Here is a 20,882-nt window from a genome sequence, read left to right as displayed (position 1 = left end):
ACTGGACGGGGGCGTCTTGACGGTCAGGCATTCAGCACCTCCCCCCCAAGCGCTTCCACCAGGGCCGGGATGAAGTGGCGCAGCTCCCCGGTGAGGATGGCGAGATCCGCATCGAACTTTTCGGCGGCGTTCTCTGCCTGCGTTTCCGCCTGTTCCTTGACCACATCCAGGAACGCCAAGCGCTTCACTTCCTGCTTTTCGGTGAGGACCAGGGACATGCGATCGTTCCAGGTCATGGCCAGGCGGGTGGGCAGCTTGCCGGCGGCGATGTGCTGGCGCACGTCGTCACCTTCCAGGGTGTGGCGGACATAGCGGACGGTGGCCTTGCCCTCCACTGGAGACTTCACTTCGCAGTCCCGGTCGATGGTGAAGCCCTCCGGCGCCTCGCCGCTGGCCAGCCACTCGGTCATGGCGGCCGTGGGGGACATGGCGGTGTTGAGGCGCTCCAGGGGGAAGTTGTCCAGGGCCTTGCCGAGCAGCTCCAGGGCTTCCTCGGCCTTGGAGGCGTTACCGGCATCCACCACCAGCCAGCCGTCCTGGGCATCGATCAGGAGCATGGTGCGGCGGCACTGGGTGAAGGCACGGGGCAGAAGTTCGTCACGTACCCGCTCCCGCAGCTCCTTCATCTGCTTGCGGCCTACCGGGTAGCCCTGCTGCACGGCCAGTTCCTCGGCCCGCTCCTGGGCGGTGCGATTGATCACGGCCGAGGGCAGCAGCTTGGCCTCCACCTGGAGGGCCAGCAGGAAGGCCTGGTTGCCGATGGTGTAGGCCAGGGCATCCCCGGCCGGGGGTACAAAGCCCTTGGTCTGCGGGTCCATCTTCCCGCAGGGCTGGAAGCGCTGGCGCTGCAGCTGCTCGTTCAGGGCCTGGGCCGTGATGCTCCAGGCCGGCGGCAGGCGGTAGATCATGGCGTTGTGGAACATGGTCAGCTCCTGGTGACTTTGAAGGTGACGGTCTTCGGCGGGCTGGGGATGATCCAGTCCATCGCCTTGAAGCCGACGCACATGAAGGCGCCCATGGCGAAAGACAGGCCGGCCATGGCGAGGAAATCACGGACCTTTTTCATGTCAGGCAGCCTCCCCGGCCAGCTCCGCCTCGAAGGGAACCACCACGAAGTCCTCGCCCTGCTGGATGCTGATGCCGGGCACGGTGGCCACGGCTTCCGGTTCGTTGAGGATGGCTTCCTTGTTCACTTCGTCCTTGGTGCGGATAAAGCGGGTCAGGCCGAGGCGGCGCAGGAGGTCAAGCACCGCCTCGGCGCCGACCACACGGACGCTCGGGGGACGCATGCGCCAGGCGACTTCCCCGGTGGTGAGGGCGGCGGTTTTCACCTTGCCGCCGTTGGTGATCTGGTCCCGGTTTGCTTCGCACCAGGTCTGGACACCCTTGGTCAGCATCTCGATGCGGGACTTGTGGGGCTCGGCCTGGATTTCCCAGCGTTCTTTCACACGGGCCAGCTCGTCGTTCATGTCGGCAGTCAGGCGGGTCAGTTCGCGCTGGCGTTCGCCGATCTCGCGGATGGCCTCGGCGGTCTGCTCCCGGGTCTGGGGGACAAAGGCCGTGGCGGCGGCGGTCTTGATGCGGGTCTTTTTGGCAGTCATAGATTCCTCACTCGGTAACGGTTTGGGGGGCCAGGACTTCCAGCTCGTCCTGGTGAAAAAGAGTCAGGTTGGGGCGCTTGCCCTGGGGGGTGCCGTCCCGGTAGTTGAGAGCGACGGCCACGAAACCGGGCAGGAGCTTGAAGGCGCTGGCGTCGCAGATGACGCCTGTCCGATCCTGAAGGTGGGCAATCTGCTCACGGCCGGGGCGGTGCCCCGTTACGCGCACGGCGATTCCGGGTTTCATGCCTTGGTCTCCTCGATGACTTGGGGGTCGAAGCGGGGCGGCCAGGCCGTAATCTCCAGGCAGCCCAGGAAGTAGCCAAGGCGCCGGGTGGCGGAAGGCGGCAGCACCATGACCTGGGCGTCGTCGGTGATGGAGAGGCGGCCGTCGTCATGGATGGCGAAGCTGACCTCCTGCTCGGAGGACGTATCCGCCCCGGGGGCTGCAGCGGCAACTGCAGACCCCGGGGTGGGAGTGGATACGGCGGCGGCCACCAATGAAAGGTTGGCACCAGTGCCGTCGCTGACGCTGTTGTTGCCCGACACCTGCGCCTGGTCGGCCGGGGTGGCAACAGCCCCGGAAGGAGAAGTGGGAGACACCAGGTAGAAAGCCCTGGAGCCCTTGCGATTAGGGTTGTCGGTGATGGCCACCACGTTGCGCTCCAGCAGCAAATCCATGGCCTTGGTCCAGGCAGCTTGGGATTTGCCAAGCAGTTCGCTGATGTCTCCAGGAGTCATGGGAATTTCAAGGGTCGCCAAATCCATGACGGATAGCAGCTGGGCCATCATCTCGGTGGGTTCCTTCTGTTTTCTAGGGGCTTCATTGCTCACGGTGTTTCCTCTCTCCGGCCGCGGCGGCCGGGTGAAAGAGCCCGATGGCGGGCGCTTCTTCGGATTGATGGTGAAGGCGTAGCCGGTGCTGGGCGCCGGCAGGCTGGTCGGCCAGATGGCCAGGAAGGACTCGCCCTTGCGGGTGATGCGGGCCTGATTCACTGCCCGCTGCGCGTACAGCTCCTCAATGAGGGAGGCAGCCTGCGACTCAGGAATCCCCAGACGCTTGGCCAGGTGGTCAAGCCGATCCGGCTGCTGTGACGTGGCCTTGGCGATGGCCTGGAGGATTCGCTGGTGCATGGCTTAGTCCTCGGTCCAGAAGACGCAGCAGTCCATGAAGCGGCCGGACACGACGGTCTTGCCTTCCTTCTCCTGGAAGCGCTTGTTCGTCAGGCGATCCAGCAGGGGCGCCATGGTCTTGTCGGAACGGGTGACGCAAATCTCCGGCAGCTGGCCGGCCAGGGCCGTCCAGGCCACCGAGTAGCCCATGGCACGAATCTCCCGCTCGGCCGCAGTGATGGCGGCCAGGCGGAGCAGGAAAACGGGGGTGAAGACTTTGGCCTCGGGCATGTCCGCTCCTTCGGTACCGGGATTGATGACAGTCACCCCAAGGAACGGGAAGACGTTGGGGGCGATGCCTTGCTGTGCGCGGTTCATTGCTGGTCTCCCTTCTCGGGTCGGTTGGGGCAGGTCTGGCAGGCAAGCCAGTGGCGGCGCTTCTCTGCGCCACCGAACGGCTCCGGGCAAAGGGCCTTTTTCTGGCAGACCTCGGAGGTGACTTCCGACTGCGTGTGGGGGCACACCCGCCGGTCGTAGCGCTCGACGATGGACTTCTCGATGTTGCTGGGATTGGCACAATCGGCATTGAGGTAGCGAGACAGCGCAGGGCGGCTGTAGCCGATCTGGGCGGCGGCTGCCGCAACTGACTTCTCTGCCTTCACGGCGGCATGCGCGATGGCGACCACTCGCGGGTCGCGGGGATCATTCGGCATGACTGCTCCCCTCGACATCGCTGCCAGGCTTCACGATGGGAAACACCTCTCCGGTGTTGGGGTCGAATACTTCCTTCCCCTTCCGGCGCTCTACCGGGGCCAGGCGGCCGTTATCGCGGACCAGGTTGTAACGGACGTAGCCGATGGTCCCCGAGGTGCCGGTGTGCTGACGCCGCTCCTGGGGGCGCAGGAAACCGGACCAGTGCAGGGCCCTCAGATACTTGCCCAAATTGTTGGCTGTGGCGGATGCGTTGGGTCCGGCGAGGGTGTGAAGCAAATCCACCAGGCTTGCTGAACCCCGTGCCCGCAGCACCCACCAGGCCCGAGCCCGCAGGCCCCGGGTCTTGCTCCGCTTCTTCAGGGACTGCCCAGGCTTGATGGATACTCCCGAAGTGATCCAGCGGAGGCCCTCTTCGGTAACGCTGTATTTCCCAGGGATGGCCGCCGCAATGAATCCCCGCCGCTTCAGGCGCTGCGTGGCATGGCTGATAACCCCCTTGGCGTGACCCAGGGCCAGAGCCAGGGCATCCATATCAGTGGCACCGGAATGGATGCATTCCAGCACCTCCTGGGTGATGCCTTTGATACGCCCCGAAGGAAGCCCCCTTGGGGGACGGTCGACCTTCTCGGACATATCAGCGGGCCCCCTTGTACTTGAGGGACTTTTCCCAGTCCTGGCAGAGGGCGAAGCCGGAAACGTCGGCGGCCTGCAGGGCGGTCTTGTTCATCTTGGCGGCGATGCGCTCGATGTTGGCCACCGCGTCGCCGATCAGGCGGTAACGGGCGGAGCTTTGCTTGTGGATTTCGGCGATCAGGTCAGGGGCGACTTCCACCTCGCACAGTTCCCGCACAAAGATGGCTGTGTCTTCGATCGTCGGCTTTTGCAGTTCGCAGATGCCGCCGATTCGGGTCGAGATGTGTTCCAGGCCAGGCTTGTTGAAGCGGTGCTTCTCGCTGGTGTGGCACACCAGGATCAGCATGACCTCGGCCTTTTCAGCGAGGCGACGGAGGTATTCAATGCACTCGGCCTTCAGAGCCAGGCCGTGGTGGGCTTCGTCCAGAATGATGGGGGCGCCGCTCTCCTTGAAGTGCTTCACCAGCGCTTTCAGCATTTCAAAATTGCCGCGTTCAGTAACGCCGGTTTCGTGCTTGAGGGCATCCTTGATGTAACGCAGGTTCATGCCAGAGATGCCTTCCAGGAGGACGGCATCCACATCGCTGCCCCAGTTATCCACGGTGCGGGTCTTGCCAACCCCCGGGTCACCGGTAATCAGGCCGATGCAGCGCTCGGAAGAGCCCCGGCCTTCCAGTAGGGAGATGATGCTCATGAAGCGGCGGTGGTTCTCGGTTCTGACGAAGTGGTGTTTCATGTAATAAACTCCTTATTGCAAGTGGTGTTTCAAATGGCCGCCGGTTAGCTGTAACTAGCCGGCGGCCGCCTTATTTGGGGCGTCCGCCCCGTCTTCCTCTTCTGCGTAAAGCCACATGGCCAGGTCCAACACGGAGCCGCCGGACGGCTTCTGATGGGCGGCCTCCACCTCGACCAGCTCGGCATCACTGAGCAGGACGTTGGCGTCGATGGTTTGAAGTTCCGGGATGCGGTTGCTGCTGCCTTCGATGGCATCCATCCCGTGGCGCTCGGCGATGCTGTCGATCTGCTGTTCCTTGCGCTTGATCTGGGCCAGGGCGCGCTTCTCTTCTGCGGCTTCGTAGGCGGTTTTGGTGCGATGGCCAGTCGCTTCGGAGAAGATGGCTTCGCAGATCAGGCGCCCCTGCAGGTCCTTCACCCAGACCTGGCGCCAATCCATGATGTCGTAGGCGACAACCACGTCCTTGCCGTTCCAGTGGCCAAGGTCGGGGTGATGGAAGCGCATGCCCTTGTAGGGGGTGACGGCTTCCCGGGTGACCCGCACCTGGACGTGAGGGCGGAATAGGTCGATGAGGCTGGATTCATCCATTACAACCGGGAGCCATCCGGCATCAATGAATCCCTGCAAGGCTTCCCGGGGGGTCTGGTGGCGCATCCGCCCGTGCTGCTGATCCCGCACTTTGGGAAGAGTGCGATGGGGACGGTCGTTGTATTCCTCGCACTTCCGGTTGATCCACTCCACCGCTTCGATGTGGCTGGTGAAGACCAGCCCCTTCCCTTGCTTTTCTGCTTCCCGGCGGAATTGGTCACGCGCCTCCAGGTCGCCTGCATTGGCAGCCTTGACCATTTTTGCGGTGATTTTCTTGACCCGCTTGAGGGTGAGGCTGTCCATCCCCTTGCCCTGGTAGGTCGCCAGTTCCCGGGACTGCTTGTCCAGCCAGGTGTTGAAGTTCTCGGCGATACCGTTGGCCTGGCTGTTGCCGACCTCCTGGGGATGGACGATGGTGATGCCGGCTCGCTCGGAGATGGCGGTTGCCGGGTTTGTCTTGAAGCGCTCGGAGTTCTTGACGATGCGGGTGCTGTCGGTCTGGAGGATGGCCATCACGCCACCGGTGCGGATGCAGTTCTCCAGGCCTCTGGCGATCACCTCAAAGCGCTCTGTGAGGTCGATCCCGGGAGGTGTTACGTAGCGGGTGGCGACGTCGTGGAAGTGCCAGACCTCATAGGTGACGAATTCGCCGGTAATCGGGTGGGGGGCTGTGAAGTGGGTATTCCAGCCGTCGGCATGGACTTCCTGCCAGGGGACCATGCCCGCATTGGTGCGCTTGGTGTAGTGGCGATGGGCCCGCAGCGCGCTGCCGGTATGGCGCCCCTTCAGCTGATCAATAGCCGAAAACTTCTTCACCAGGAAGCGGCGCACGGCGTCATAGCTGGGGGGAGTGGCGCCCCAGGTAGGGTCCCACTGCTTTTCCAGCTCTTCGTGAATCCAGGTCATGCAAGAGCCCTGGGGGCGCTGCTTGAGTGCGACGACAAGGCCATGCCATGGCTTGATCGTCATGTCCTGCACTGGGACGATGGGTGCCAGGTCTCCTGTCTTTCCCTTCTGCAGCCAGCGCTCAATGGTTCGGGATGAAGGGAAGTCGTCACCTTTACGGCCGCGGCTATCCTTGGCGGAGCGCAGCATTTTGGTCAGCACCGGCTCCAGCTTTCCTGCCCGGGCATTGACCAGCAGGGTGGTGATGGCGGCCTCCTGACTGCAGGACGCCTCATCACGCAGGCGGTTGATAGCGGCCAGGATGACGGTACGGGCGTCCCGTTCTTCACGCTGGCGCTCTGACAGGTCTCCAGAAAAAGGCACCACCGGGGAAGCAAGGGGGAGGACTCCCCCGGCAGTGGCCGGCAAAAAGGAGCCGGCATCCTGGAGAACCTTGTTCATGGCCTTGGCCTGGACGGCTTTGCGCACGTCGGCGGGGAGGTCGGCCATGGCGTAGTAACGCTTGGCACCACCAGGGTGCGGCTTTTCGTCGTAGTTCCATCCTTCTTTGGCGGCCCGACGCATCACGCTGGTCTTGTGGGTGCCGATGGCGGTGGCTAGATCGGCAAGGGTGTAGCTCTGCACGGTGGAGGGAAGGGGGGCGTTCATGCGCCTTCTCCCAGTAGCCGCTTGATGGCCTTTTCCTGCTGGGACAGTTCATCCTTCATCCGGCTGACCTTGCCGAGTTGGGCCTCTAGGGCTTCCCGGCCCACGGAAAGGCGGGCGCCTCGCAGGTCAGCCAACCAGGCGGTAATGGCATGGGTTTCCAGGACGACTTCCAGAGCCGGCAGGTATTCCAGGGGAAATCGCCAGCCTTCGCGGCTCTCGGCAGTCCAGGAGTCCAGCTGGTTCTTGGTAATTTCGTGGCCGACTAACTCGGACATCTTGGCCGCCACTTCGTAGCGGTTCAGAGGCGAGGCCTTGAGCAGGTCGGAGATGAGGCTCCGCAGCTGCTGACCGATAAGAAGGGCTCCGGGCCGGGGGGAAACCGGCGTTGGCACCTCGAATAGGTCCATGGTCAGGTTGTCAGCAGGCCGGCGTGGCATGTTCACGCAGCCTTACGTGCATTGCCATTGCGCCCGGTAACGGCTCGGGTACACTTCTTTTGCTGCAAAACTTGGAACCCTTGGGGCTTCCGGGTCCCGTCTTCGTTGTACCGGCTCGGCCATATCTCCATGGGGTGCATCCCCAGGGCCTTGGCGATCCTTTTTTCATTGACGGGATAGCTGCGTACCAGCGCGGCCGAGAGGGTAGAGCTGCTGGTCAAACCGTAGTCGGCCGCAATGCTCTTGAGTGTTTTACCTGCCTTGTGAAGGGCGGCTTTGATGTCAGCAGGGTGCCAGTCTTGACTGGTATTTTTATTGCAGTTCGTTGCCATGTTTTGCACCGCGTCGTTGTTGTGCGATAGATGGCATTAAATACTCAATTGAGTGATGCGTCAACGATGTTGACGTGCACCGCTACGCCGAATGAGTGCGATTCTTGGAAAAAACTAGAATGATTAAAAAATTCAAGAGGTTAAAAATTGGATTGCACAATCCAATTTGCACCGCTGGCGTGCACCGCTGTCAGGGGAAATAGCGATGCAAGAGATGTTTGCGATGCAGAAGCGCCTGGTTGAGTGGAGAAAGTCTAGGAATCTGGACCAGAAGGAGGCGGCCACTCATTTGGGTATTCCTTACCGCACCTACCAGAACTACGAAAGCACCGGCTCCAATTACCGCGCACCTAACAGGGATGCGATGGAAGCCTTTGCACGGGCCGGCATCAACCTGAACTGGTTGATGACTGGCGTTGGGGGAATGATGTTCAGGGAGTCTGCCGAGCCCCCTCCTGCACCGCAGCACCTGGCGGAGGAGCCGATCCCCTCTGGATATGTTGCAGTCCCGCTCTACAACAGCGTCCGCGCAGCGGCTGGTCATGGTGCCGTGGTGGAGCATGAGGCCCCAGACGATGCCCTGATGTTCAAAGAGGATTGGATACGCTTTGAGCTGGGCACCAGGCCAGAAGACCTGCGCCTGATAAGGGTTTCAGGGGACTCCATGGAGCCGACACTCCGCTCGGGCGACGTGATCCTGATCGACCACAGCGCCACCCGGCCAGACCGTGAGGGCATCTACATCCTGCGCATGGATGGGATGCTTCTGGTTAAGCGTGTTCAGGCGATGCCGGGCGGCATCCTGAATATCTCCAGCGATAACGCAGCCTTCGCCCCATGGCAGCTCACACGGGCCGACCTAGAGGGCTCGGAAGTGTGCATCGTTGGGCGCGTTGTATGGGCCGGCCGCCGGTTCTGACCACTCCCCGGTTACTTCCCGACAATTCCAGCGCAAAACTTACCGGGCGCCGCTCGTTTTTGCTCATTTCTTAGCGGTGCGCGATTTTTGAGCCCGCCGCGCTGAAACCCGCGCCCTGTCCCGGATTCTCCCGATTCATCCCACCTCATCCCGGTTGTTCTGCCCCGTCAAAACGAACACCTCCCCACAAGCGCTCCACGTGGTGTTTCCCCCATCCACCCCCGCCGAGCAGCGCAAGGCGGGCGGGGGGGTTTCGGCGAGGACTGTTTGAGCCCCCGCAGGGGGCGAGTTCCGCAGCCGCCCCGCTCGACTGAGCAGCGCAGGGGAGCCCGCAGGGCCGGGGGTGAGGGTTCCCCTTCTTTTGGTTCCTTTTCTTGGGGAAGCAAGAAAAGGAACACGCGCGGCGGCGCGGAACCCGGCGGTCAAACCTCATTCCACGCCCGAGTCACCAGAGAGCCCGCCCCCTCTACCACCGCCAAACATCACCTTCGTCATATGTACATGACATCCAACAATCCCTACTATCCCGCCCGGCTCAACCGGCCTTGATGCGCCATCCCGGCGCGTCATCACATCATCACAGGGCGAGAAAATGAAAAACAAGCAAGTTGCATTGCTGGTCGCTGTCGCTGCAGTCAGCCTGACCACCGGCTGTTCCACCATTACCCAATCCGAAAACCAGCGCGTTTCCGTGACCGCTTCCTATGAAGGCAAGCCGGTCCCCGACGCGGACTGCTCCCTCAGCAACGACAAGGGCACTTGGACCGCCAAGGCCCCGGGCCAGGTGGACGTGCGCAAGAGCGGCGAAAACCTGAACGTGGTGTGCAAGAAGGAAGGCCTGGTGGACGGCCTGCTTACCGCCGTTTCCCGCGCCGCCGGCTCCATGTGGGGCAACATCGTCTTCGGCGGCGGCATCGGCGCCATCATCGACCACAACAAGGGCACCGGCTACGACTATCCCACCACCCTGCCGGTGGAAATGGGCAAGTCCGTCTCCGTGGACCGGGCCCAGGAAAAGCAGCAACAGCAGTTGCAGCAGCAGGCTGCCGCCGACTGCCGCAACAACGGCAGCACCTGCTAATGCGGGCGGGCCTTCCCGCCGCTTAGTTCCGGGGGCCAGGCAACTGGCCCTCTGCTTTCAGGGGTTCCCCCAGGCACACCGCCAGCCCCTCCGCCAGGCCTTGCGCCATGGCCTGCTGGCGGCTCCGGTCCCGCAGGGCCAGTTCCTCATCCCGATGCTTCAACACCCCCGCCTCGAACAGCACCGACGGCATCGTTCCGTGTGAAATGACAAACAGCGTGTCGTAGAAGCGCACCCCGTTCTCCTCGTCCGCCCAGGGCCGGGGCGTGCCGGCGGCGGTGGTGCCGTGGTGGGTGGCGGGGACGAAGCCCCGGGCCCTTAGCGCCCGCCCCATGGCGGAGGCGCAGGCGAGGCTTTCGTCCTGCCGGGGATTGCGGTGGGAAATGAAGAGGGCGAAGCCCCGGTCCTCGTCGGCGAAATCCAGGTCTTCGCCCATCCAGTTCCAGGCGGTGAGCTTGAAGGACGAGACCGAGTCGTGGTGGATGGAGAGCAGGAAGTCGCTGCCGGCGGCGGCATCGACCCGGGCCTGCAGGCTTTCGATTTCGCCGTCGAAATTCACCGGCTGCACCGTGAGACCCCGGGCTTCCAGCACCGGCTGCAGCACCCGGGCCAGGTTGAGGTTGAAGTCGAATTCGGTGGCACCCCGGGCGCTGATGGCGCCGGAGTCCCACAGGCCGTGGCCCACGTCCACCGCCACGGTGCCGGCGGCCCGGGCCGGGAGGGGGGCGAGGGCGGTCAGCAGCAGGCAGGCTAGAATGGCGGCCATGCTCCAGGGACGGCGCCGCCGCCCTTCACTCTGACTCTGCGTGATTCCCATGGCCAAGAAAACTCCTTCCGTCGCTCTGCCGTCTGTCGATTACCGCCTGGTGCCCATCCGGCCCGAGGCCCATCTGTTCCAGGTGACGTGCACCGTAACCGACCCGGACCCGGCGGGGCAACGCTTTGCCCTGCCCACCTGGATTCCCGGCAGCTACATGATCCGCGAATTCGCCAAGAATATCGTGCGCATTGAGGCCAGTGCCGGCGGCAAGGCGGTGGGCCTGACCCAGATCGACAAGGCCACCTGGCAGGCGGACAAGGTGCCCGCCGGCACCGCCTTGAGCGTGACCATGGAGGTCTACGCCTGGGACCTTTCGGTGCGTGGCGCCCATCTGGATGCCAGCCACGGCTTCTTTAACGGCACCAGCGTCTTTCTCTGCGCCCTGGGCCAGGAAGACCGGCCCTGCCGGGTGGAACTGGTGAAGCCCCAGGGCAAGGCCTACGCCGCCTGGCGGGTGGCCACCAGCCTGCCCGTGGCCAAAGGAGAGAAGGGCGCCGCCCCCCTCTACGGCTTCGGCCGCTACCGGGCCGCCGACTACGACGAACTGATCGACCATCCGGTGGAGATGGGCACTTTCGCCCTCATCGAATTCAAGGCCCGGGGCGTCCCCCATGCCATCGCCGTCACCGGCCGCACGGACGTGGACCTGAAGCGCCTGGCCGCCGACCTCAAGCCCATCTGCGAATGGCAGATCGATCTCTTTGGCGGCAAGGCCCCCATGGAGCGCTACGTCTTCCTGGTGATGGCCGTGGGCGACGGCTATGGCGGCCTGGAGCATCGCGCCTCCACGGCCCTGCTCTGTTCCCGGGACGACCTGCCCAACAGCAATACACCCGCCAGCGGCCCCCTGCCCGAGGCCTACGTCACCTTCCTCGGCCTATGCAGCCACGAGTATTTCCACACCTGGAACGTGAAGCGCATCAAGCCCGCCGCCTTCGTCCCCTACGACCTCACCCAGGAGGCCTACACCCGCCTGCTGTGGGCCTTCGAGGGCTTCACTTCCTATTACGACGACCTCTGCCTGGTGAAGAGCGGCGCCATCGACAGCGCCACCTATCTCAACCTGCTGGCCAAGACCGCCAGCGCCGTGAAAAAGGGCCCGGGGCGCCACCTGCAGAGCGTGGCCGAATCCTCCTTCACCGCCTGGACCAAGTATTACCGGCAGGACGAGAACGCTCCCAACGCCGTGGTCAGCTACTACGCCAAGGGCTCCCTCATCGCCCTGGCCCTGGACTTGAAGCTGCGGGCCGAGAGCGGCGGCAAGGCGAACCTGGATCAGGTGATGCAGCTGCTGTGGCAGCGCCATGGCCGTACTGGTGTCGGCGTGGCGGAGGAGGGGCCTAACAGCGTCTTTGCCGCCGTGGCCGAGGTGGGCGGGGCGGCCGCCGCCCGCTGGCTGAAGCAGGCGGTGACGGGCACCGGCGACCTGCCCCTGGAGCGGCTGTTGAAGCCCTTCGGCGTCACCCTGGCCTGGGAAGCGACTTCCAGCCTGCCTGTCCTCGGGGCCAAGACCGGCGGCGAGGGTAGCGAAGTGAAGCTGACCAGCGTGTACAACGGCGGCCCGGCGGAAGCGGCGGGCCTCTCGGCCGGCGACGTGCTGATCGCCTGGGACGGCCTCAAGCTCACCCCCGCCGCCCTGGACAAGCGCCTCAAGCGCCACCGGGCGGGGGATCAGGTGAAGCTGCACGCCTTCCGCCGCGACGAACTGATCGAGGCCAGCCTGACCCTGGCCGCCCCGGCGGCCGACACCGCCAAGCTCAGCCTCACAGCCAAGGCCGACCGGGCCGCCCAGGCCCTGCGCCAGGGCTGGATCGGCGCCTGAGCATCGTGGAGAAGCCCGCCATGACTGCCCCCCGCGCCATCCACTTCGCCGACCCGCTGCCGGCGCCAACCCTGGACCAGCCCGCCCCGGAACGCTGTATCGGCACGCCGCCCCGGCGCACCACCTGGGAGCTGTACGAGCAGCAGGGCATTTCCATGGGCGTGTGGGCCTGCGAGCCAGGGGCCTGGAAGATCGCCTTCCACGCCCATCGCCACGAGTTCTTCCAGGTGCTGGAAGGGCGGCTGCAGCTCATTGCCGACAGCGGCGAAGTACGGGAATACGGGCCCGGCGATGCGGCCATCATTCCCGCCGGCTTCAGCGGCGTGTTCAAGGTGATCGAGGCGGTGAAAAAACGCTACGTGATGGTGGACCAACCCGCCGGCTGAGGCGGGGTAAATACCCATGGCGGCTGAGGCCGTCCCCTCTTATGATGGAGCCAATGGCAAACGGGGAGGGCGGAATTTGTCCGTACTCAAGGCACTGTGGGGCGACCTGATCCTGGGCGTGCGCTGGCTCTTCAGCAAGCACGCCTGGAAACTGCTACTGGCCGTGCTGGTGCCGGCCGGTCTGGTCATGTTCATCGGCTACCTGTCCCTGGCCAAGCCCCAGTTCTACCCCAGCTACCTGTGCCGCCTCTCGGAAAACGGCGCCATCGTCACCCTTTTCTACCTCTCCGCCGGCCTGGCCCTGAGCGGCATGGTGCTCATCGGCGAGGTGGTGAACCTGGTGGAAGCACAACGCCAGCAGCGCTCCCCGGACAATCAGCGGCGCATCGCCGTAGCCGGCATCCTGGCCCTGGCCTTCGCCGCGGCCATCGTCTTCGTCATGCGCAGCTGCTGAAGGCGCCTTCAGTCTTCGTAGAAATCCTTGGCCGCCGTCCAGGTCACCGGCTTGCCCGCCAGATGGGCCCGGTCGAACATGCGGATGAAGGGCTGCACCCGCTGGGAGAGGGCCACCAGTTCGTGGGCCTCGACGCCGACGCCGCTGTCCGGCGCCGCCTCGGCGTTTTCCCCTTCCTTGTGACAGAGGGCCGCCAGGCGGGCCAGGGCCTCGGTCATGTCTTCGGGCACGATGACGCCCCGGGCGGTGGGCTCCTTGCCGAGGATTTTCAGCAGGGCCCGGGCCACGTCGGCGAAAGTGATGATGTCGGCGGTGGCGACGGACTGGAACTTGACGATCATGGTGTGCTCTCCTGTGGCGGCAGGGCCCGCCGGGCCTGGGCTTGGCGCCCTCGTTCACGTCTTGATTCTACGCTTCTCCCGACCGCTTGCCCCCGACCTTCGACCTACCCGGCGCCATGGGGTAAAATGCCGTTATTCATAATTATGTAATGGAAGGCCATGCATGGCATCCAGTCTTGACCACCTTTTCGAACAGAACCGGATATGGTCGGAACGCATTCGTTCCGAAGATCCGGAATTCTTCGACCGCCTCGCCACATTACAGAATCCCGAATACCTGTGGATCGGCTGTTCCGATTCCCGGGTCCCGGCCAACCAGATCACCGGCCTGCAACCGGGGGAAGTGTTCGTCCATCGCAACATCGGCAACGTGGTGGTGCATAGCGACCTGAACTGCCTCTCGGTGCTGCAGTACGCCGTCGATGTGCTGCACGTGAAGCACATCCTGGTGGTGGGCCACTACGGCTGCGGCGGCGTCAAGGCGGTGCTCGACAACCTGCGCGTCGGCCTGGTGGACAACTGGCTGCGCCACATCCAGGACGTGCGCCAGAAGCACCTGGCCATGCTCAATGCCATCGCCGACCCGGCCGTGCGCCTGGACCGCCTGTGCGAGCTCAACGTCATCGAGCAGGTGCTCAACGTCTGCCATGCCACCGTGGTCCGCGATGCCTGGGACCGGGGTCAGGACCTGACGGTGCACGGCTGGGTCTACGGCCTGGCCGACGGCCTGGCCAACGACATGAACATTTCGGTGAATTCTCACCAGGACACCCACGCGGCCTACGAGGCTGCGATCGCCCAGATCGGCTCGCCGGCCTGATCTGACTTGCGGAGAGGCCGCCCGCAACACGGGCGGTTTTTTCACGTTAACGGACGCCCATCCGCGTCCCGCCGGCGTGCATCACCTTTGAGACCAGCCAGCCGCTGGACCCGGGCCACCCAAGAAAGTCCGGGCCGTTGCTGACCCCCACAATCAACAGCAGGAGTTTCACCCATGTCCGGAACCCGGATTCTTAACGCTGCCATGCGCAGCAAGATCATGTCGGCCGAACAGGCCGCCGCCCTCATTCAGTCCGGCATGAACGTCGGCATGAGCGGCTTCACCGGCGCAGGCTACCCCAAGGTCGTGCCCGCCGCCCTCGCCAAGCACATCATGGACTCCAATCTGAACGGCAAGAAGTTCAAGATCGGCGTCTGGACCGGCGCTTCCACCGCCCCCGAACTGGACGGCGCCCTGGCCATGGTGGACGGCGTGGAAATGCGTCTGCCCTACCAGTCCGACCCCACCTGCCGCAAGCGCATCAACGCCGGCGAAATGGAATACATCGACATCCACCTGTCCCACGTTTCCCAGTTCGTCTGGGGCGGCTTCCTCGGCAAGCTGGACGTGGCCGTGGTGGAAGTGGCCGGCATCACCGAAGACGGCAAGCTGATTCCGTCCTCCTCCGTCGGCAACAACAAGACCTGGCTGGACCAGGCCGACAAGATCATCCTGGAAGTGAACTCCTGGCAGAGCCTGGACCTGGAAGGGATGCACGACATCTATTACGGCACCGCCCTGCCGCCCCATCGCAAGCCCATCCCCATCATCCGCACCGAAGACCGCATCGGCCAGCCTTACTTCAACGTCGATCCCAGCAAGATCATCGCCATCGTTGAAACCAACAAGCCGGACCGCAACTCCGCCTTCACCCCGCCGGACGCCAACTCCAAGCTGATCGCCGGCCACATCCTGGACTTCCTCCAGCATGAGGTGAAGATGGGGCGCCTGCCGACCAACCTGCTGCCCCTGCAGTCCGGCGTCGGCAACGTGGCCAATGCCGTGATGGCCGGTCTCAAGGACGGCCCCTTCGAGAACCTCACCGCCTACACCGAAGTGCTGCAGGACGGCATGCTGGAACTGCTGAAGTGCGGCAAGATGACCTGTGCTTCCGCCACCTCCTTCTCCCTCTCCCCCGAGGCCCTGGCCGATCTCACCGCCAACCTGAAGGACTTCAAGAACAAGATCATCCTGCGGCCCCAGGAGATCTCCAACCATCCGGAAGTGATCCGCCGCCTCGGCGTCATCGCCATGAACGGGCTGATCGAAGCCGACATCTACGGCAACGTGAACTCCACCCACATCATGGGCACTTCCATCATGAACGGCATCGGCGGCTCCGGCGACTTCGCCCGCAACGCCTTCATCTCCATGTTCATGACCCCCTCCAGCGCCAAGGGCGGCACCATCTCCTGCATCGTGCCCATGGTCTCCCACGTGGACCACACCGAGCACGACGTGCAGGTGATCGTCACCGAACAGGGCCTGGCCGACCTGCGCGGCCTCTCCCCCAAGGCCCGGGCCAAGGTGGTCATCGAGAAGTGTGCCCACCCCAACTTCAAGCCGGCCCTGCAGGAGTACTACGAGCGCTCCCTGCGCTACTCCCCCGGCCGCCACACCCCGCACCTGCTGGACGAAGCCTTCACCTTCATGCCCAACTGGATGGCCAACAAGGCCGCCCGGGAAGCCTGGCGCGACGACTCCCTGGTGCAGGCCGACGCCTGGAAGAAGTAAGCCGGGCGGTTCTTTCCGCCCAAACGAAAACCGGCCCCGAGGGGCCGGTTTTTTTTCGAGGAAAATCCTTTCAGGGCTTGCCGCTGGCGGCCTGCATCTCGGCCACGAAATCCCGTTGGATTGCCTTCAGCTGGGCGCCCATTTCCGCCATGGAGCGCTGGGACTCCTGGGATATCTGACGCAGCACCAGGGGCATCTTCTCGATGGTGGCGCGGCCCGCCGGCGTTTCGTAGAAGGCGAGCATGCCGGCCACTTCGTCCTCGGTGAAGGTCTGGGTATAAAGGCGCATGTACATCGGCTCCTGGCGCTCCCAGGACAACTGCTCCTGGATCAGGGCCACCATGCGCGCCGTCATCCGGGTGATGGCCGCCTCCTGGGCCGGGGTCGGCGACTTGCCCCGCAGGCTCTGCTGCGCCAGGCCCTGCATCATGTCCTGGGCCTGCTGCTGCACTTGCTGCAACAGGGCGCGGGCCTGGGTCACCTCCAGCAGGCGCCGGACCGAGGCTTCGCTGGCCGGCTCGGCCAGGGCTGCAGAGCCCCCGAGCAGAAGGACAAGGAGCAGCAGGTTGCGGATTGATGAGCGCATGGGGATTCCAAAAAAGGGATGGAGTAAAAGACAAGGCTACGAGCCCGGGGATTATGCCGTCCGACTTGGCAAACGCCAATGCGGGCTGCCCCGCGTCCCGGCCGGCTTTTCCCGCTCCCGCCCCTGTGCCAGAATGGCCCGCCTGCCATTTGCCGACGCTGCAATGCCCATCCCCGCCACCATCCGCACCATAGCAACCACCCCGCCTCTGCGGCTGCCGAGGGCGTGACCGTGCGTCTCGGCATCGACCTGGGCGGCACCAAGATCGAGATCATCGCCCTGGGCGACGACGGCCGGGAGCTGCTGCGCCGCCGGGTGCCGACGCCCCGGGGCGACTACGGCGCCACCCTGCAGGCGGTGGCAGGCCTGGTGCGGGAGGCTGAAGCGGCGCTGCAGATGACGGGCAGCGTCGGCGTCGGCATGCCCGGCAGCGAATCGATCCTCACCGGCCACATCCGCAACGCCAATTCCACCTGCCTCATCGGCCAGCCCCTGGGGCGGGACCTGGAGGCCCTGCTGCAGCGGCCGGTGCGCCTGGCCAACGACGCCAACTGCTTCGCCCTGTCCGAGGCCATGGACGGAGCCGGGCGGGGCGCCCGCTGCGTCTTCGGCGTCATCCTCGGCACCGGGGTCGGCGGCGGCCTGGTCATCGACGGCCAGGTGCTGCGGGGTGCCAACGGCATCGCCGGCGAGTGGGGCCACATCCCCCTGCCCGGCGCCGGGGCCGACGACCTGCCCCTGCCGCCCTGCTACTGCGGCCGCCACGGCTGCGTCGAAACCTATCTCTCGGGCCCGGCCCTGGCGGCGGACCACCTCCGCCACGGCGGCGAAGCCATGGAGGCGGCCGCCATCGCCGCCGCCGCGGCCGCCGGCGACGCCCGCTGCGAGGCCACCCTGCAGCGCTACGAAGCCCGTCTGGCGCGGGCCCTGGCCACGGTGATGAATATCGTGGACCCGGACGTGATCGTCCTCGGTGGCGGCCTGTCCAACCTGCAACGGCTCTATGCCAACGTGCCCCGCCTGTGGGCACCCCACGTCTTTTCCGACCACATCGCCACCCGCCTGCTGCCGCCCGTGCACGGCGACTCCTCCGGGGTGCGGGGCGCCGCCTGGCTGTGGTGATTGCCTGAAAGTGAAAGCATGACCCTGATCGTCTCCCGTCTCGCCGTCGGTCCCGTTTCCGCCCTGCCGGAAGGCCGCCCCACGGCCATCTACAAGAATGCCGTGGACGGCCCGCTGGCCATCGGCCCCCTCGGCCTGGAGGGCGACGCCCAGGCCGACCGGCGCGTCCATGGCGGGCCGGAGAAGGCCGTCCATCTTTACCCCAGCGACCACTACGGCAAGCTGGCGGCGGCCTTTCCCGAGGCGGCAAGCACCCTGGTACCCGGCAGCCTGGGGGAAAACCTGGCGGTGGCCGGCACCGACGAGGCTCAGGTCTGCATCGGCGACATCTACGTTTTCGGCAGCGCCCGCCTGCAGGTTTCCCAGCCCCGCTCCCCCTGCTGGAAAATCGACTCCCGCCACGGCGCCGACGGCATCGCCGCCCACATCGCCGAGCACGGCCTCACCGGCTGGTATTTCCGCGTCCTCACCCCGGGCTCGGCCCGGGTGGGCGATGCCCTGCAACTGGAAGCGCGCAATCCGGACCCGGTGTCCCTGGCCGAACTGTGGCAGGGCTGGCAGATCCACCGGCCGCCCCTGGAACTGCTGGAGCGCCTGGCCGCCACCCCGGGCCTGACCCCGGACTGGAGCCGGCGCCTGCGGCAGCGGGCCGACTGGCTGCGGGCCAATCCCCAGGCGGCTGCCGCGGCCGCCACCACCTGGCATCCGCGCCGCGACTGAATGCCCATTGTTTGACGTACGTTAAACCTCGCCGGCATCGGCATACTAGGATGGGATTAAAGTCATATAGGCGGAATGCACCGCCAGGAGCGGCTCCCATGGCCACAGGACGTGCCGATGAAGACTGACGCGCCCATCAGACCCCAGGTCTCCCTGCGCCCCATCCGGCGTGGTGTCGAGGCCTTGCCCCTGTTGCTGGCCCTGCTCCTCAGCGCCCTGCTGTGGGCGGCGGTGGATATCATCCTCGCCCACGAGAAGGAACGGGAGCTGGAACACGGCTACCGCCAGCTGGACTATCTGCGCCGCACCTTCCAGGAACACAGCCACAACACCCTGACCACGGCGGACCAGATTCTCCGCCTGCTCAAGGCCGAGTTCGAGGAGCGGCCGGGCACCCGGGAGTTCAGCGAATTCCGCCGGGCCCTGGAGCACAGTTCCATCTTCGTCCAGCTGGGGGTGATCGGGGCCGACGGCGAACTGCAGTGGAGCAACGTCCCCTTCAAGCAGGTCAACCTGAAGGACCGGGAGCACTTCCAGGTCCATGTGGACCGGGACAGCGGCCAGGTCTTCATCAGCAAGCCGGTGCTGGGCCGGGCCTCGGGCAAGTGGTCGATCCAGCTCTCGCGCCGCCTCAACCACCAGGACGGCAGCTTCGCCGGCGTCGCCGTGGCCTCGGTGGACCCCCAGTACCTGGCCCGCTTCTATCAGGAAGTGGGGCTGCAGGCCGGCACCGTGCTGGGCCTCATCGGCCACGACCGGGTGCTGCGGGTGCGCGTCAGCGACCGGGAAACCACCTTCGGCCAGACCCTGAGCGACGGCGCCCCCCTGCTGCGGGCCCTGCACCAGGGCAGCGACGGGCGCTTCCGCGCCCCCAGTTCCTTCGACGGCACCATGCGCCTCTACAGCTACGGCCAGATGCCGGGCCTGGCCCTGTCCGTAGTGGCGGGTTTCGACGAGGCCCAGGTCCTGGCGCCCTACCAGGAGCGGGCCCGCAGTTATCGTCGCATCACCGCCGCCAGCACCGCCGCGCTGCTGCTCACCGGGCTGCTCCTGTGGTGGCTGTTGGCCCGCCTGCGCCAGGCGCGGCAGGAGGTGGAGGCGGCCCATGCGGTCTTTTCCGCCTCCCCCGATCCCATGGTGATGCTGCAGCGGGACCCCGGCGGCCACTTCCACTATCGCTATTTCAATCCCGCCGCCCTGACCCTGGCCGGCCGCCGCGCCGAGGAAATGCAGCACCATCCCCTGGACCAGGTGCTGACGCCGGAAGATGCCCTGCGCCGCCAGCTGATGCTGGACGAGACGGTACGCAGCGGCGAAGTGCAGGAAGCGGAGCAGACCATGTCCTACCCCGGCGGCGAGCGCACCGTGCGCTGGACGGCGGTACCGGTACACGACGGCAGCGAACACATCAGCCATGTGGCGCTGGTGGGGCACGACCTCACCCTGCTGCGGGAGGAGCAGCGGCAGCTGTGGCTGTCCGACGCCATCGTGGCCCAGACCCACGAAGCGGTCATGGTCACCGATGCCAGCGAGCGCATCTTCCGCGTCAATCCGGCCTTCTGCCTGATGACCGGCTACGCGCCGGAAGAGGTGGAAGACCATTCCCCCGGCCTGCTGGCCTCCGGCGTTCACGACGCCGAGTTCTACCACCACATGCACCAAGCCCTGCAGAGTCGCGGCTTTTGGCAGGGGGATGTGTGGCAGCGGCACAAGGACGGCCATCTCTTCGCCTGCCTGCTGGATATCTCGACCCTGCGCGACGGCGAAGGCCGCCTCACCCACTACGTGCACGTCTTTTCCGACATCACCGAACAGAAGCATCTGGCCGAGCAGATGGAGCACCTGGCCCATTTTGACGGCCTGACCCAGCTGCCCAACCGCAACCTGTTCCAGGACCGGGTCTGCCAGGCCCTGGCCCGGGCCGAACGCAACGGCACCGGCCTGGCCCTGATGTTCATGGACCTGGACGGCTTCAAGGCGGTTAACGACAGCGCCGGCCACAATACCGGCGACCGCCTGCTGGTGGAGGTGGCGCGGCGCATCACCAGCGTGCTGCGCAAGGTAGACAGCGTCTCCCGCCAGGGCGGCGACGAATTCACCGTGCTCCTGGAGAACCTCAACAACGGCCAGGGCATTGCAGAAACGGAAGAGGCGGCGCGACGCATCATCGCCGCCATCAACGAGCCGGTGCTGCTGGACGGCCGCAGCTTCCGCGTCGGCGCCAGCATCGGCATCGCCTTCTACCCGGCGGACGGCGACAACGTGGAACTGCTCATGGCCCGGGCCGATGCGGCCATGTACCAGGCCAAGGCCCGGGGCAAGAACCGGCATCTGTGCTGGACGCCGGAACTGGCCCCGGGAGAGGCCTGAGG

Annotated in this window: 25 protein-coding genes; 10 read left to right on the top strand and 15 right to left on the bottom strand. The window is 65.3% G+C overall.

Annotated features, from left to right (window positions below; genetic code table 11):
• Positions 1-23: 23 nt before the first annotated feature.
• From ACLSSQ_RS00280 to ACLSSQ_RS00225, 12 genes are read right to left on the bottom strand one after another with little or no spacing between them, the layout of a single operon-like run.
• Complete coding sequence (locus tag ACLSSQ_RS00280) at positions 24-923, bottom strand: recombination-associated protein RdgC (protein ID WP_416243445.1); 900 nt, start codon at positions 921-923, stop codon at positions 24-26.
• A gap of 2 nt (positions 924-925) precedes the next feature.
• Entirely contained in the window at positions 926-1,066 is a 141-nt protein-coding gene (locus ACLSSQ_RS00275) for a hypothetical protein (RefSeq protein ID WP_416243444.1), read from the bottom strand.
• A gap of 1 nt (position 1,067) precedes the next feature.
• Complete coding sequence (locus ACLSSQ_RS00270) at positions 1,068-1,601, bottom strand: host-nuclease inhibitor Gam family protein (protein WP_416243443.1); 534 nt, start codon at positions 1,599-1,601, stop codon at positions 1,068-1,070.
• Between the two features lie 7 nt (positions 1,602-1,608).
• Positions 1,609-1,845, bottom strand: a complete 237-nt coding sequence (locus tag ACLSSQ_RS00265; RefSeq protein ID WP_416243442.1) for a hypothetical protein — start codon at positions 1,843-1,845, stop codon at positions 1,609-1,611.
• A complete protein-coding gene (locus tag ACLSSQ_RS00260) occupies positions 1,842-2,732 on the bottom strand; it encodes a hypothetical protein (protein WP_416243441.1) in 891 nt (296 codons plus the stop codon). The genes ACLSSQ_RS00265 and ACLSSQ_RS00260 overlap by 4 nt, the downstream gene beginning before the upstream one ends.
• Positions 2,733-2,735: 3 nt before the next feature.
• The gene (locus ACLSSQ_RS00255) at positions 2,736-3,089 is read right to left on the bottom strand and encodes a hypothetical protein (RefSeq protein ID WP_416243440.1); all 354 of its coding nucleotides are present in this window, start codon (positions 3,087-3,089) and stop codon (positions 2,736-2,738) included.
• The gene (locus ACLSSQ_RS00250; RefSeq protein ID WP_416243439.1) at positions 3,086-3,424 is read right to left on the bottom strand and encodes a hypothetical protein; all 339 of its coding nucleotides are present in this window, start codon (positions 3,422-3,424) and stop codon (positions 3,086-3,088) included. The genes ACLSSQ_RS00255 and ACLSSQ_RS00250 overlap by 4 nt, the downstream gene beginning before the upstream one ends.
• Complete coding sequence (locus ACLSSQ_RS00245) at positions 3,414-4,058, bottom strand: hypothetical protein (RefSeq protein ID WP_416243438.1); 645 nt, start codon at positions 4,056-4,058, stop codon at positions 3,414-3,416. The genes ACLSSQ_RS00250 and ACLSSQ_RS00245 overlap by 11 nt, the downstream gene beginning before the upstream one ends.
• Before the next feature lies 1 nt (position 4,059).
• Positions 4,060-4,794 carry an AAA family ATPase gene (locus ACLSSQ_RS00240; RefSeq protein ID WP_416243437.1) on the bottom strand — a complete coding sequence of 245 codons (735 nt, stop codon included), beginning with the start codon at positions 4,792-4,794 and terminating at the stop codon, positions 4,060-4,062.
• A 54-nt stretch (positions 4,795-4,848) separates the two neighbouring features.
• Complete coding sequence (locus tag ACLSSQ_RS00235) at positions 4,849-6,936, bottom strand: Mu transposase C-terminal domain-containing protein (RefSeq protein WP_416243436.1); 2,088 nt, start codon at positions 6,934-6,936, stop codon at positions 4,849-4,851.
• On the bottom strand, positions 6,933-7,373 hold the full coding sequence (locus ACLSSQ_RS00230) for a hypothetical protein (protein ID WP_416244310.1): 441 nt from the start codon (positions 7,371-7,373) through the stop codon (positions 6,933-6,935). Before ACLSSQ_RS00230 ends, ACLSSQ_RS00235 begins: the two co-directional genes overlap by 4 nt.
• Positions 7,374-7,375: 2 nt before the next feature.
• A complete protein-coding gene (locus tag ACLSSQ_RS00225) occupies positions 7,376-7,705 on the bottom strand; it encodes a helix-turn-helix domain-containing protein (RefSeq protein WP_416243435.1) in 330 nt (109 codons plus the stop codon).
• Between the two features lie 205 nt (positions 7,706-7,910).
• On the opposite strand from ACLSSQ_RS00225, the gene ACLSSQ_RS00220 reads away from it, so the two are divergent.
• The gene (locus ACLSSQ_RS00220) at positions 7,911-8,624 is read left to right on the top strand and encodes a LexA family transcriptional regulator (protein ID WP_416243434.1); all 714 of its coding nucleotides are present in this window, start codon (positions 7,911-7,913) and stop codon (positions 8,622-8,624) included.
• Positions 8,625-9,216: 592 nt separating this feature from the next.
• Positions 9,217-9,705 carry a hypothetical protein gene (locus ACLSSQ_RS00215; protein WP_014235900.1) on the top strand — a complete coding sequence of 163 codons (489 nt, stop codon included), beginning with the start codon at positions 9,217-9,219 and terminating at the stop codon, positions 9,703-9,705.
• Positions 9,706-9,727: 22 nt separating this feature from the next.
• Here the strand turns inward: ACLSSQ_RS00215 and ACLSSQ_RS00210 are convergent, their stop codons facing one another.
• Positions 9,728-10,471 (bottom strand): N-acetylmuramoyl-L-alanine amidase family protein, encoded by a 744-nt coding sequence (locus tag ACLSSQ_RS00210; protein WP_416243433.1) that lies wholly within the window; start codon positions 10,469-10,471, stop codon positions 9,728-9,730.
• Between the two features lie 49 nt (positions 10,472-10,520).
• Here ACLSSQ_RS00210 and ACLSSQ_RS00205 point away from each other — a divergent pair, with 49 nt between their 5' ends.
• The 3 genes from ACLSSQ_RS00205 to ACLSSQ_RS00195 all read left to right on the top strand — a co-directional run bounded on the left by ACLSSQ_RS00205 (position 10,521) and on the right by ACLSSQ_RS00195 (position 13,187).
• Complete coding sequence (locus ACLSSQ_RS00205) at positions 10,521-12,347, top strand: M61 family metallopeptidase (protein WP_416243432.1); 1,827 nt, start codon at positions 10,521-10,523, stop codon at positions 12,345-12,347.
• 20 nt (positions 12,348-12,367) lie between these two features.
• Positions 12,368-12,733 (top strand): cupin domain-containing protein, encoded by a 366-nt coding sequence (locus ACLSSQ_RS00200; RefSeq protein ID WP_014235903.1) that lies wholly within the window; start codon positions 12,368-12,370, stop codon positions 12,731-12,733.
• 76 nt (positions 12,734-12,809) lie between these two features.
• Positions 12,810-13,187 carry a hypothetical protein gene (locus ACLSSQ_RS00195; RefSeq protein WP_014235904.1) on the top strand — a complete coding sequence of 126 codons (378 nt, stop codon included), beginning with the start codon at positions 12,810-12,812 and terminating at the stop codon, positions 13,185-13,187.
• An 8-nt stretch (positions 13,188-13,195) separates the two neighbouring features.
• Here ACLSSQ_RS00195 and ACLSSQ_RS00190 read toward each other — a convergent pair whose 3' ends face one another.
• Entirely contained in the window at positions 13,196-13,528 is a 333-nt protein-coding gene (locus ACLSSQ_RS00190; RefSeq protein WP_416243431.1) for a DUF1840 domain-containing protein, read from the bottom strand.
• Positions 13,529-13,691: 163 nt separating this feature from the next.
• Between ACLSSQ_RS00190 and can the strand changes: the two genes are divergently transcribed.
• The gene (can, locus tag ACLSSQ_RS00185) at positions 13,692-14,348 is read left to right on the top strand and encodes a carbonate dehydratase (protein WP_014235906.1); all 657 of its coding nucleotides are present in this window, start codon (positions 13,692-13,694) and stop codon (positions 14,346-14,348) included.
• A gap of 174 nt (positions 14,349-14,522) precedes the next feature.
• Complete coding sequence (locus ACLSSQ_RS00180; RefSeq protein WP_014235907.1) at positions 14,523-16,082, top strand: acetyl-CoA hydrolase/transferase family protein; 1,560 nt, start codon at positions 14,523-14,525, stop codon at positions 16,080-16,082.
• Between the two features lie 70 nt (positions 16,083-16,152).
• Here the strand turns inward: ACLSSQ_RS00180 and ACLSSQ_RS00175 are convergent, their stop codons facing one another.
• Positions 16,153-16,668, bottom strand: a complete 516-nt coding sequence (locus ACLSSQ_RS00175) for a DUF2059 domain-containing protein (protein ID WP_416243430.1) — start codon at positions 16,666-16,668, stop codon at positions 16,153-16,155.
• Positions 16,669-16,899: 231 nt separating this feature from the next.
• On the opposite strand from ACLSSQ_RS00175, the gene ACLSSQ_RS00170 reads away from it, so the two are divergent.
• From ACLSSQ_RS00170 to ACLSSQ_RS00160, 3 genes are all read left to right on the top strand, one after another.
• A complete protein-coding gene (locus tag ACLSSQ_RS00170) occupies positions 16,900-17,790 on the top strand; it encodes an ROK family protein (RefSeq protein WP_416244309.1) in 891 nt (296 codons plus the stop codon).
• 18 nt (positions 17,791-17,808) lie between these two features.
• Positions 17,809-18,510 (top strand): MOSC domain-containing protein, encoded by a 702-nt coding sequence (locus tag ACLSSQ_RS00165; protein WP_416243429.1) that lies wholly within the window; start codon positions 17,809-17,811, stop codon positions 18,508-18,510.
• Between the two features lie 117 nt (positions 18,511-18,627).
• A complete protein-coding gene (locus ACLSSQ_RS00160; protein WP_416243428.1) occupies positions 18,628-20,880 on the top strand; it encodes a diguanylate cyclase domain-containing protein in 2,253 nt (750 codons plus the stop codon).
• Positions 20,881-20,882: the final 2 nt, after the last annotated feature.

The organism is Azospira sp. APE16 (genome assembly GCF_047901315.1).
GTDB lineage: Bacteria > Pseudomonadota > Gammaproteobacteria > Burkholderiales > Rhodocyclaceae > Azospira > Azospira oryzae.
The sequence above is the reverse complement of the archived record's forward strand: the minus strand, read 5'-3'. Positions and strand labels throughout refer to the sequence as shown.

What these genes read in the sequence shown, in the direction of transcription:
- ACLSSQ_RS00280 (WP_416243445.1), bottom strand. Translation starts at nt 923, where the DNA reads ATGTTCCACAACGCCATGATCTACCGCCTGCCGCCGGCCTGGAGCATC.
- ACLSSQ_RS00275 (WP_416243444.1), bottom strand. Translation starts at nt 1,066, where the DNA reads ATGAAAAAGGTCCGTGATTTCCTCGCCATGGCCGGCCTGTCTTTCGCC.
- ACLSSQ_RS00270 (WP_416243443.1), bottom strand. Translation starts at nt 1,601, where the DNA reads ATGACTGCCAAAAAGACCCGCATCAAGACCGCCGCCGCCACGGCCTTT.
- ACLSSQ_RS00265 (WP_416243442.1), bottom strand. Translation starts at nt 1,845, where the DNA reads ATGAAACCCGGAATCGCCGTGCGCGTAACGGGGCACCGCCCCGGCCGT.
- ACLSSQ_RS00260 (WP_416243441.1), bottom strand. Translation starts at nt 2,732, where the DNA reads ATGCACCAGCGAATCCTCCAGGCCATCGCCAAGGCCACGTCACAGCAG.
- ACLSSQ_RS00255 (WP_416243440.1), bottom strand. Translation starts at nt 3,089, where the DNA reads ATGAACCGCGCACAGCAAGGCATCGCCCCCAACGTCTTCCCGTTCCTT.
- ACLSSQ_RS00250 (WP_416243439.1), bottom strand. Translation starts at nt 3,424, where the DNA reads ATGCCGAATGATCCCCGCGACCCGCGAGTGGTCGCCATCGCGCATGCC.
- ACLSSQ_RS00245 (WP_416243438.1), bottom strand. Translation starts at nt 4,058, where the DNA reads ATGTCCGAGAAGGTCGACCGTCCCCCAAGGGGGCTTCCTTCGGGGCGT.
- ACLSSQ_RS00240 (WP_416243437.1), bottom strand. Translation starts at nt 4,794, where the DNA reads ATGAAACACCACTTCGTCAGAACCGAGAACCACCGCCGCTTCATGAGC.
- ACLSSQ_RS00235 (WP_416243436.1), bottom strand. Translation starts at nt 6,936, where the DNA reads ATGAACGCCCCCCTTCCCTCCACCGTGCAGAGCTACACCCTTGCCGAT.
- ACLSSQ_RS00230 (WP_416244310.1), bottom strand. Translation starts at nt 7,373, where the DNA reads ATGCCACGCCGGCCTGCTGACAACCTGACCATGGACCTATTCGAGGTG.
- ACLSSQ_RS00225 (WP_416243435.1), bottom strand. Translation starts at nt 7,705, where the DNA reads ATGGCAACGAACTGCAATAAAAATACCAGTCAAGACTGGCACCCTGCT.
- ACLSSQ_RS00220 (WP_416243434.1), top strand. Translation starts at nt 7,911, where the DNA reads ATGCAAGAGATGTTTGCGATGCAGAAGCGCCTGGTTGAGTGGAGAAAG.
- ACLSSQ_RS00215 (WP_014235900.1), top strand. Translation starts at nt 9,217, where the DNA reads ATGAAAAACAAGCAAGTTGCATTGCTGGTCGCTGTCGCTGCAGTCAGC.
- ACLSSQ_RS00210 (WP_416243433.1), bottom strand. Translation starts at nt 10,471, where the DNA reads ATGGCCGCCATTCTAGCCTGCCTGCTGCTGACCGCCCTCGCCCCCCTC.
- ACLSSQ_RS00205 (WP_416243432.1), top strand. Translation starts at nt 10,521, where the DNA reads ATGGCCAAGAAAACTCCTTCCGTCGCTCTGCCGTCTGTCGATTACCGC.
- ACLSSQ_RS00200 (WP_014235903.1), top strand. Translation starts at nt 12,368, where the DNA reads ATGACTGCCCCCCGCGCCATCCACTTCGCCGACCCGCTGCCGGCGCCA.
- ACLSSQ_RS00190 (WP_416243431.1), bottom strand. Translation starts at nt 13,528, where the DNA reads ATGATCGTCAAGTTCCAGTCCGTCGCCACCGCCGACATCATCACTTTC.
- can (WP_014235906.1), top strand. Translation starts at nt 13,692, where the DNA reads ATGGCATCCAGTCTTGACCACCTTTTCGAACAGAACCGGATATGGTCG.
- ACLSSQ_RS00180 (WP_014235907.1), top strand. Translation starts at nt 14,523, where the DNA reads ATGTCCGGAACCCGGATTCTTAACGCTGCCATGCGCAGCAAGATCATG.
- ACLSSQ_RS00175 (WP_416243430.1), bottom strand. Translation starts at nt 16,668, where the DNA reads ATGCGCTCATCAATCCGCAACCTGCTGCTCCTTGTCCTTCTGCTCGGG.
- ACLSSQ_RS00165 (WP_416243429.1), top strand. Translation starts at nt 17,809, where the DNA reads ATGACCCTGATCGTCTCCCGTCTCGCCGTCGGTCCCGTTTCCGCCCTG.
- ACLSSQ_RS00160 (WP_416243428.1), top strand. Translation starts at nt 18,628, where the DNA reads ATGAAGACTGACGCGCCCATCAGACCCCAGGTCTCCCTGCGCCCCATC.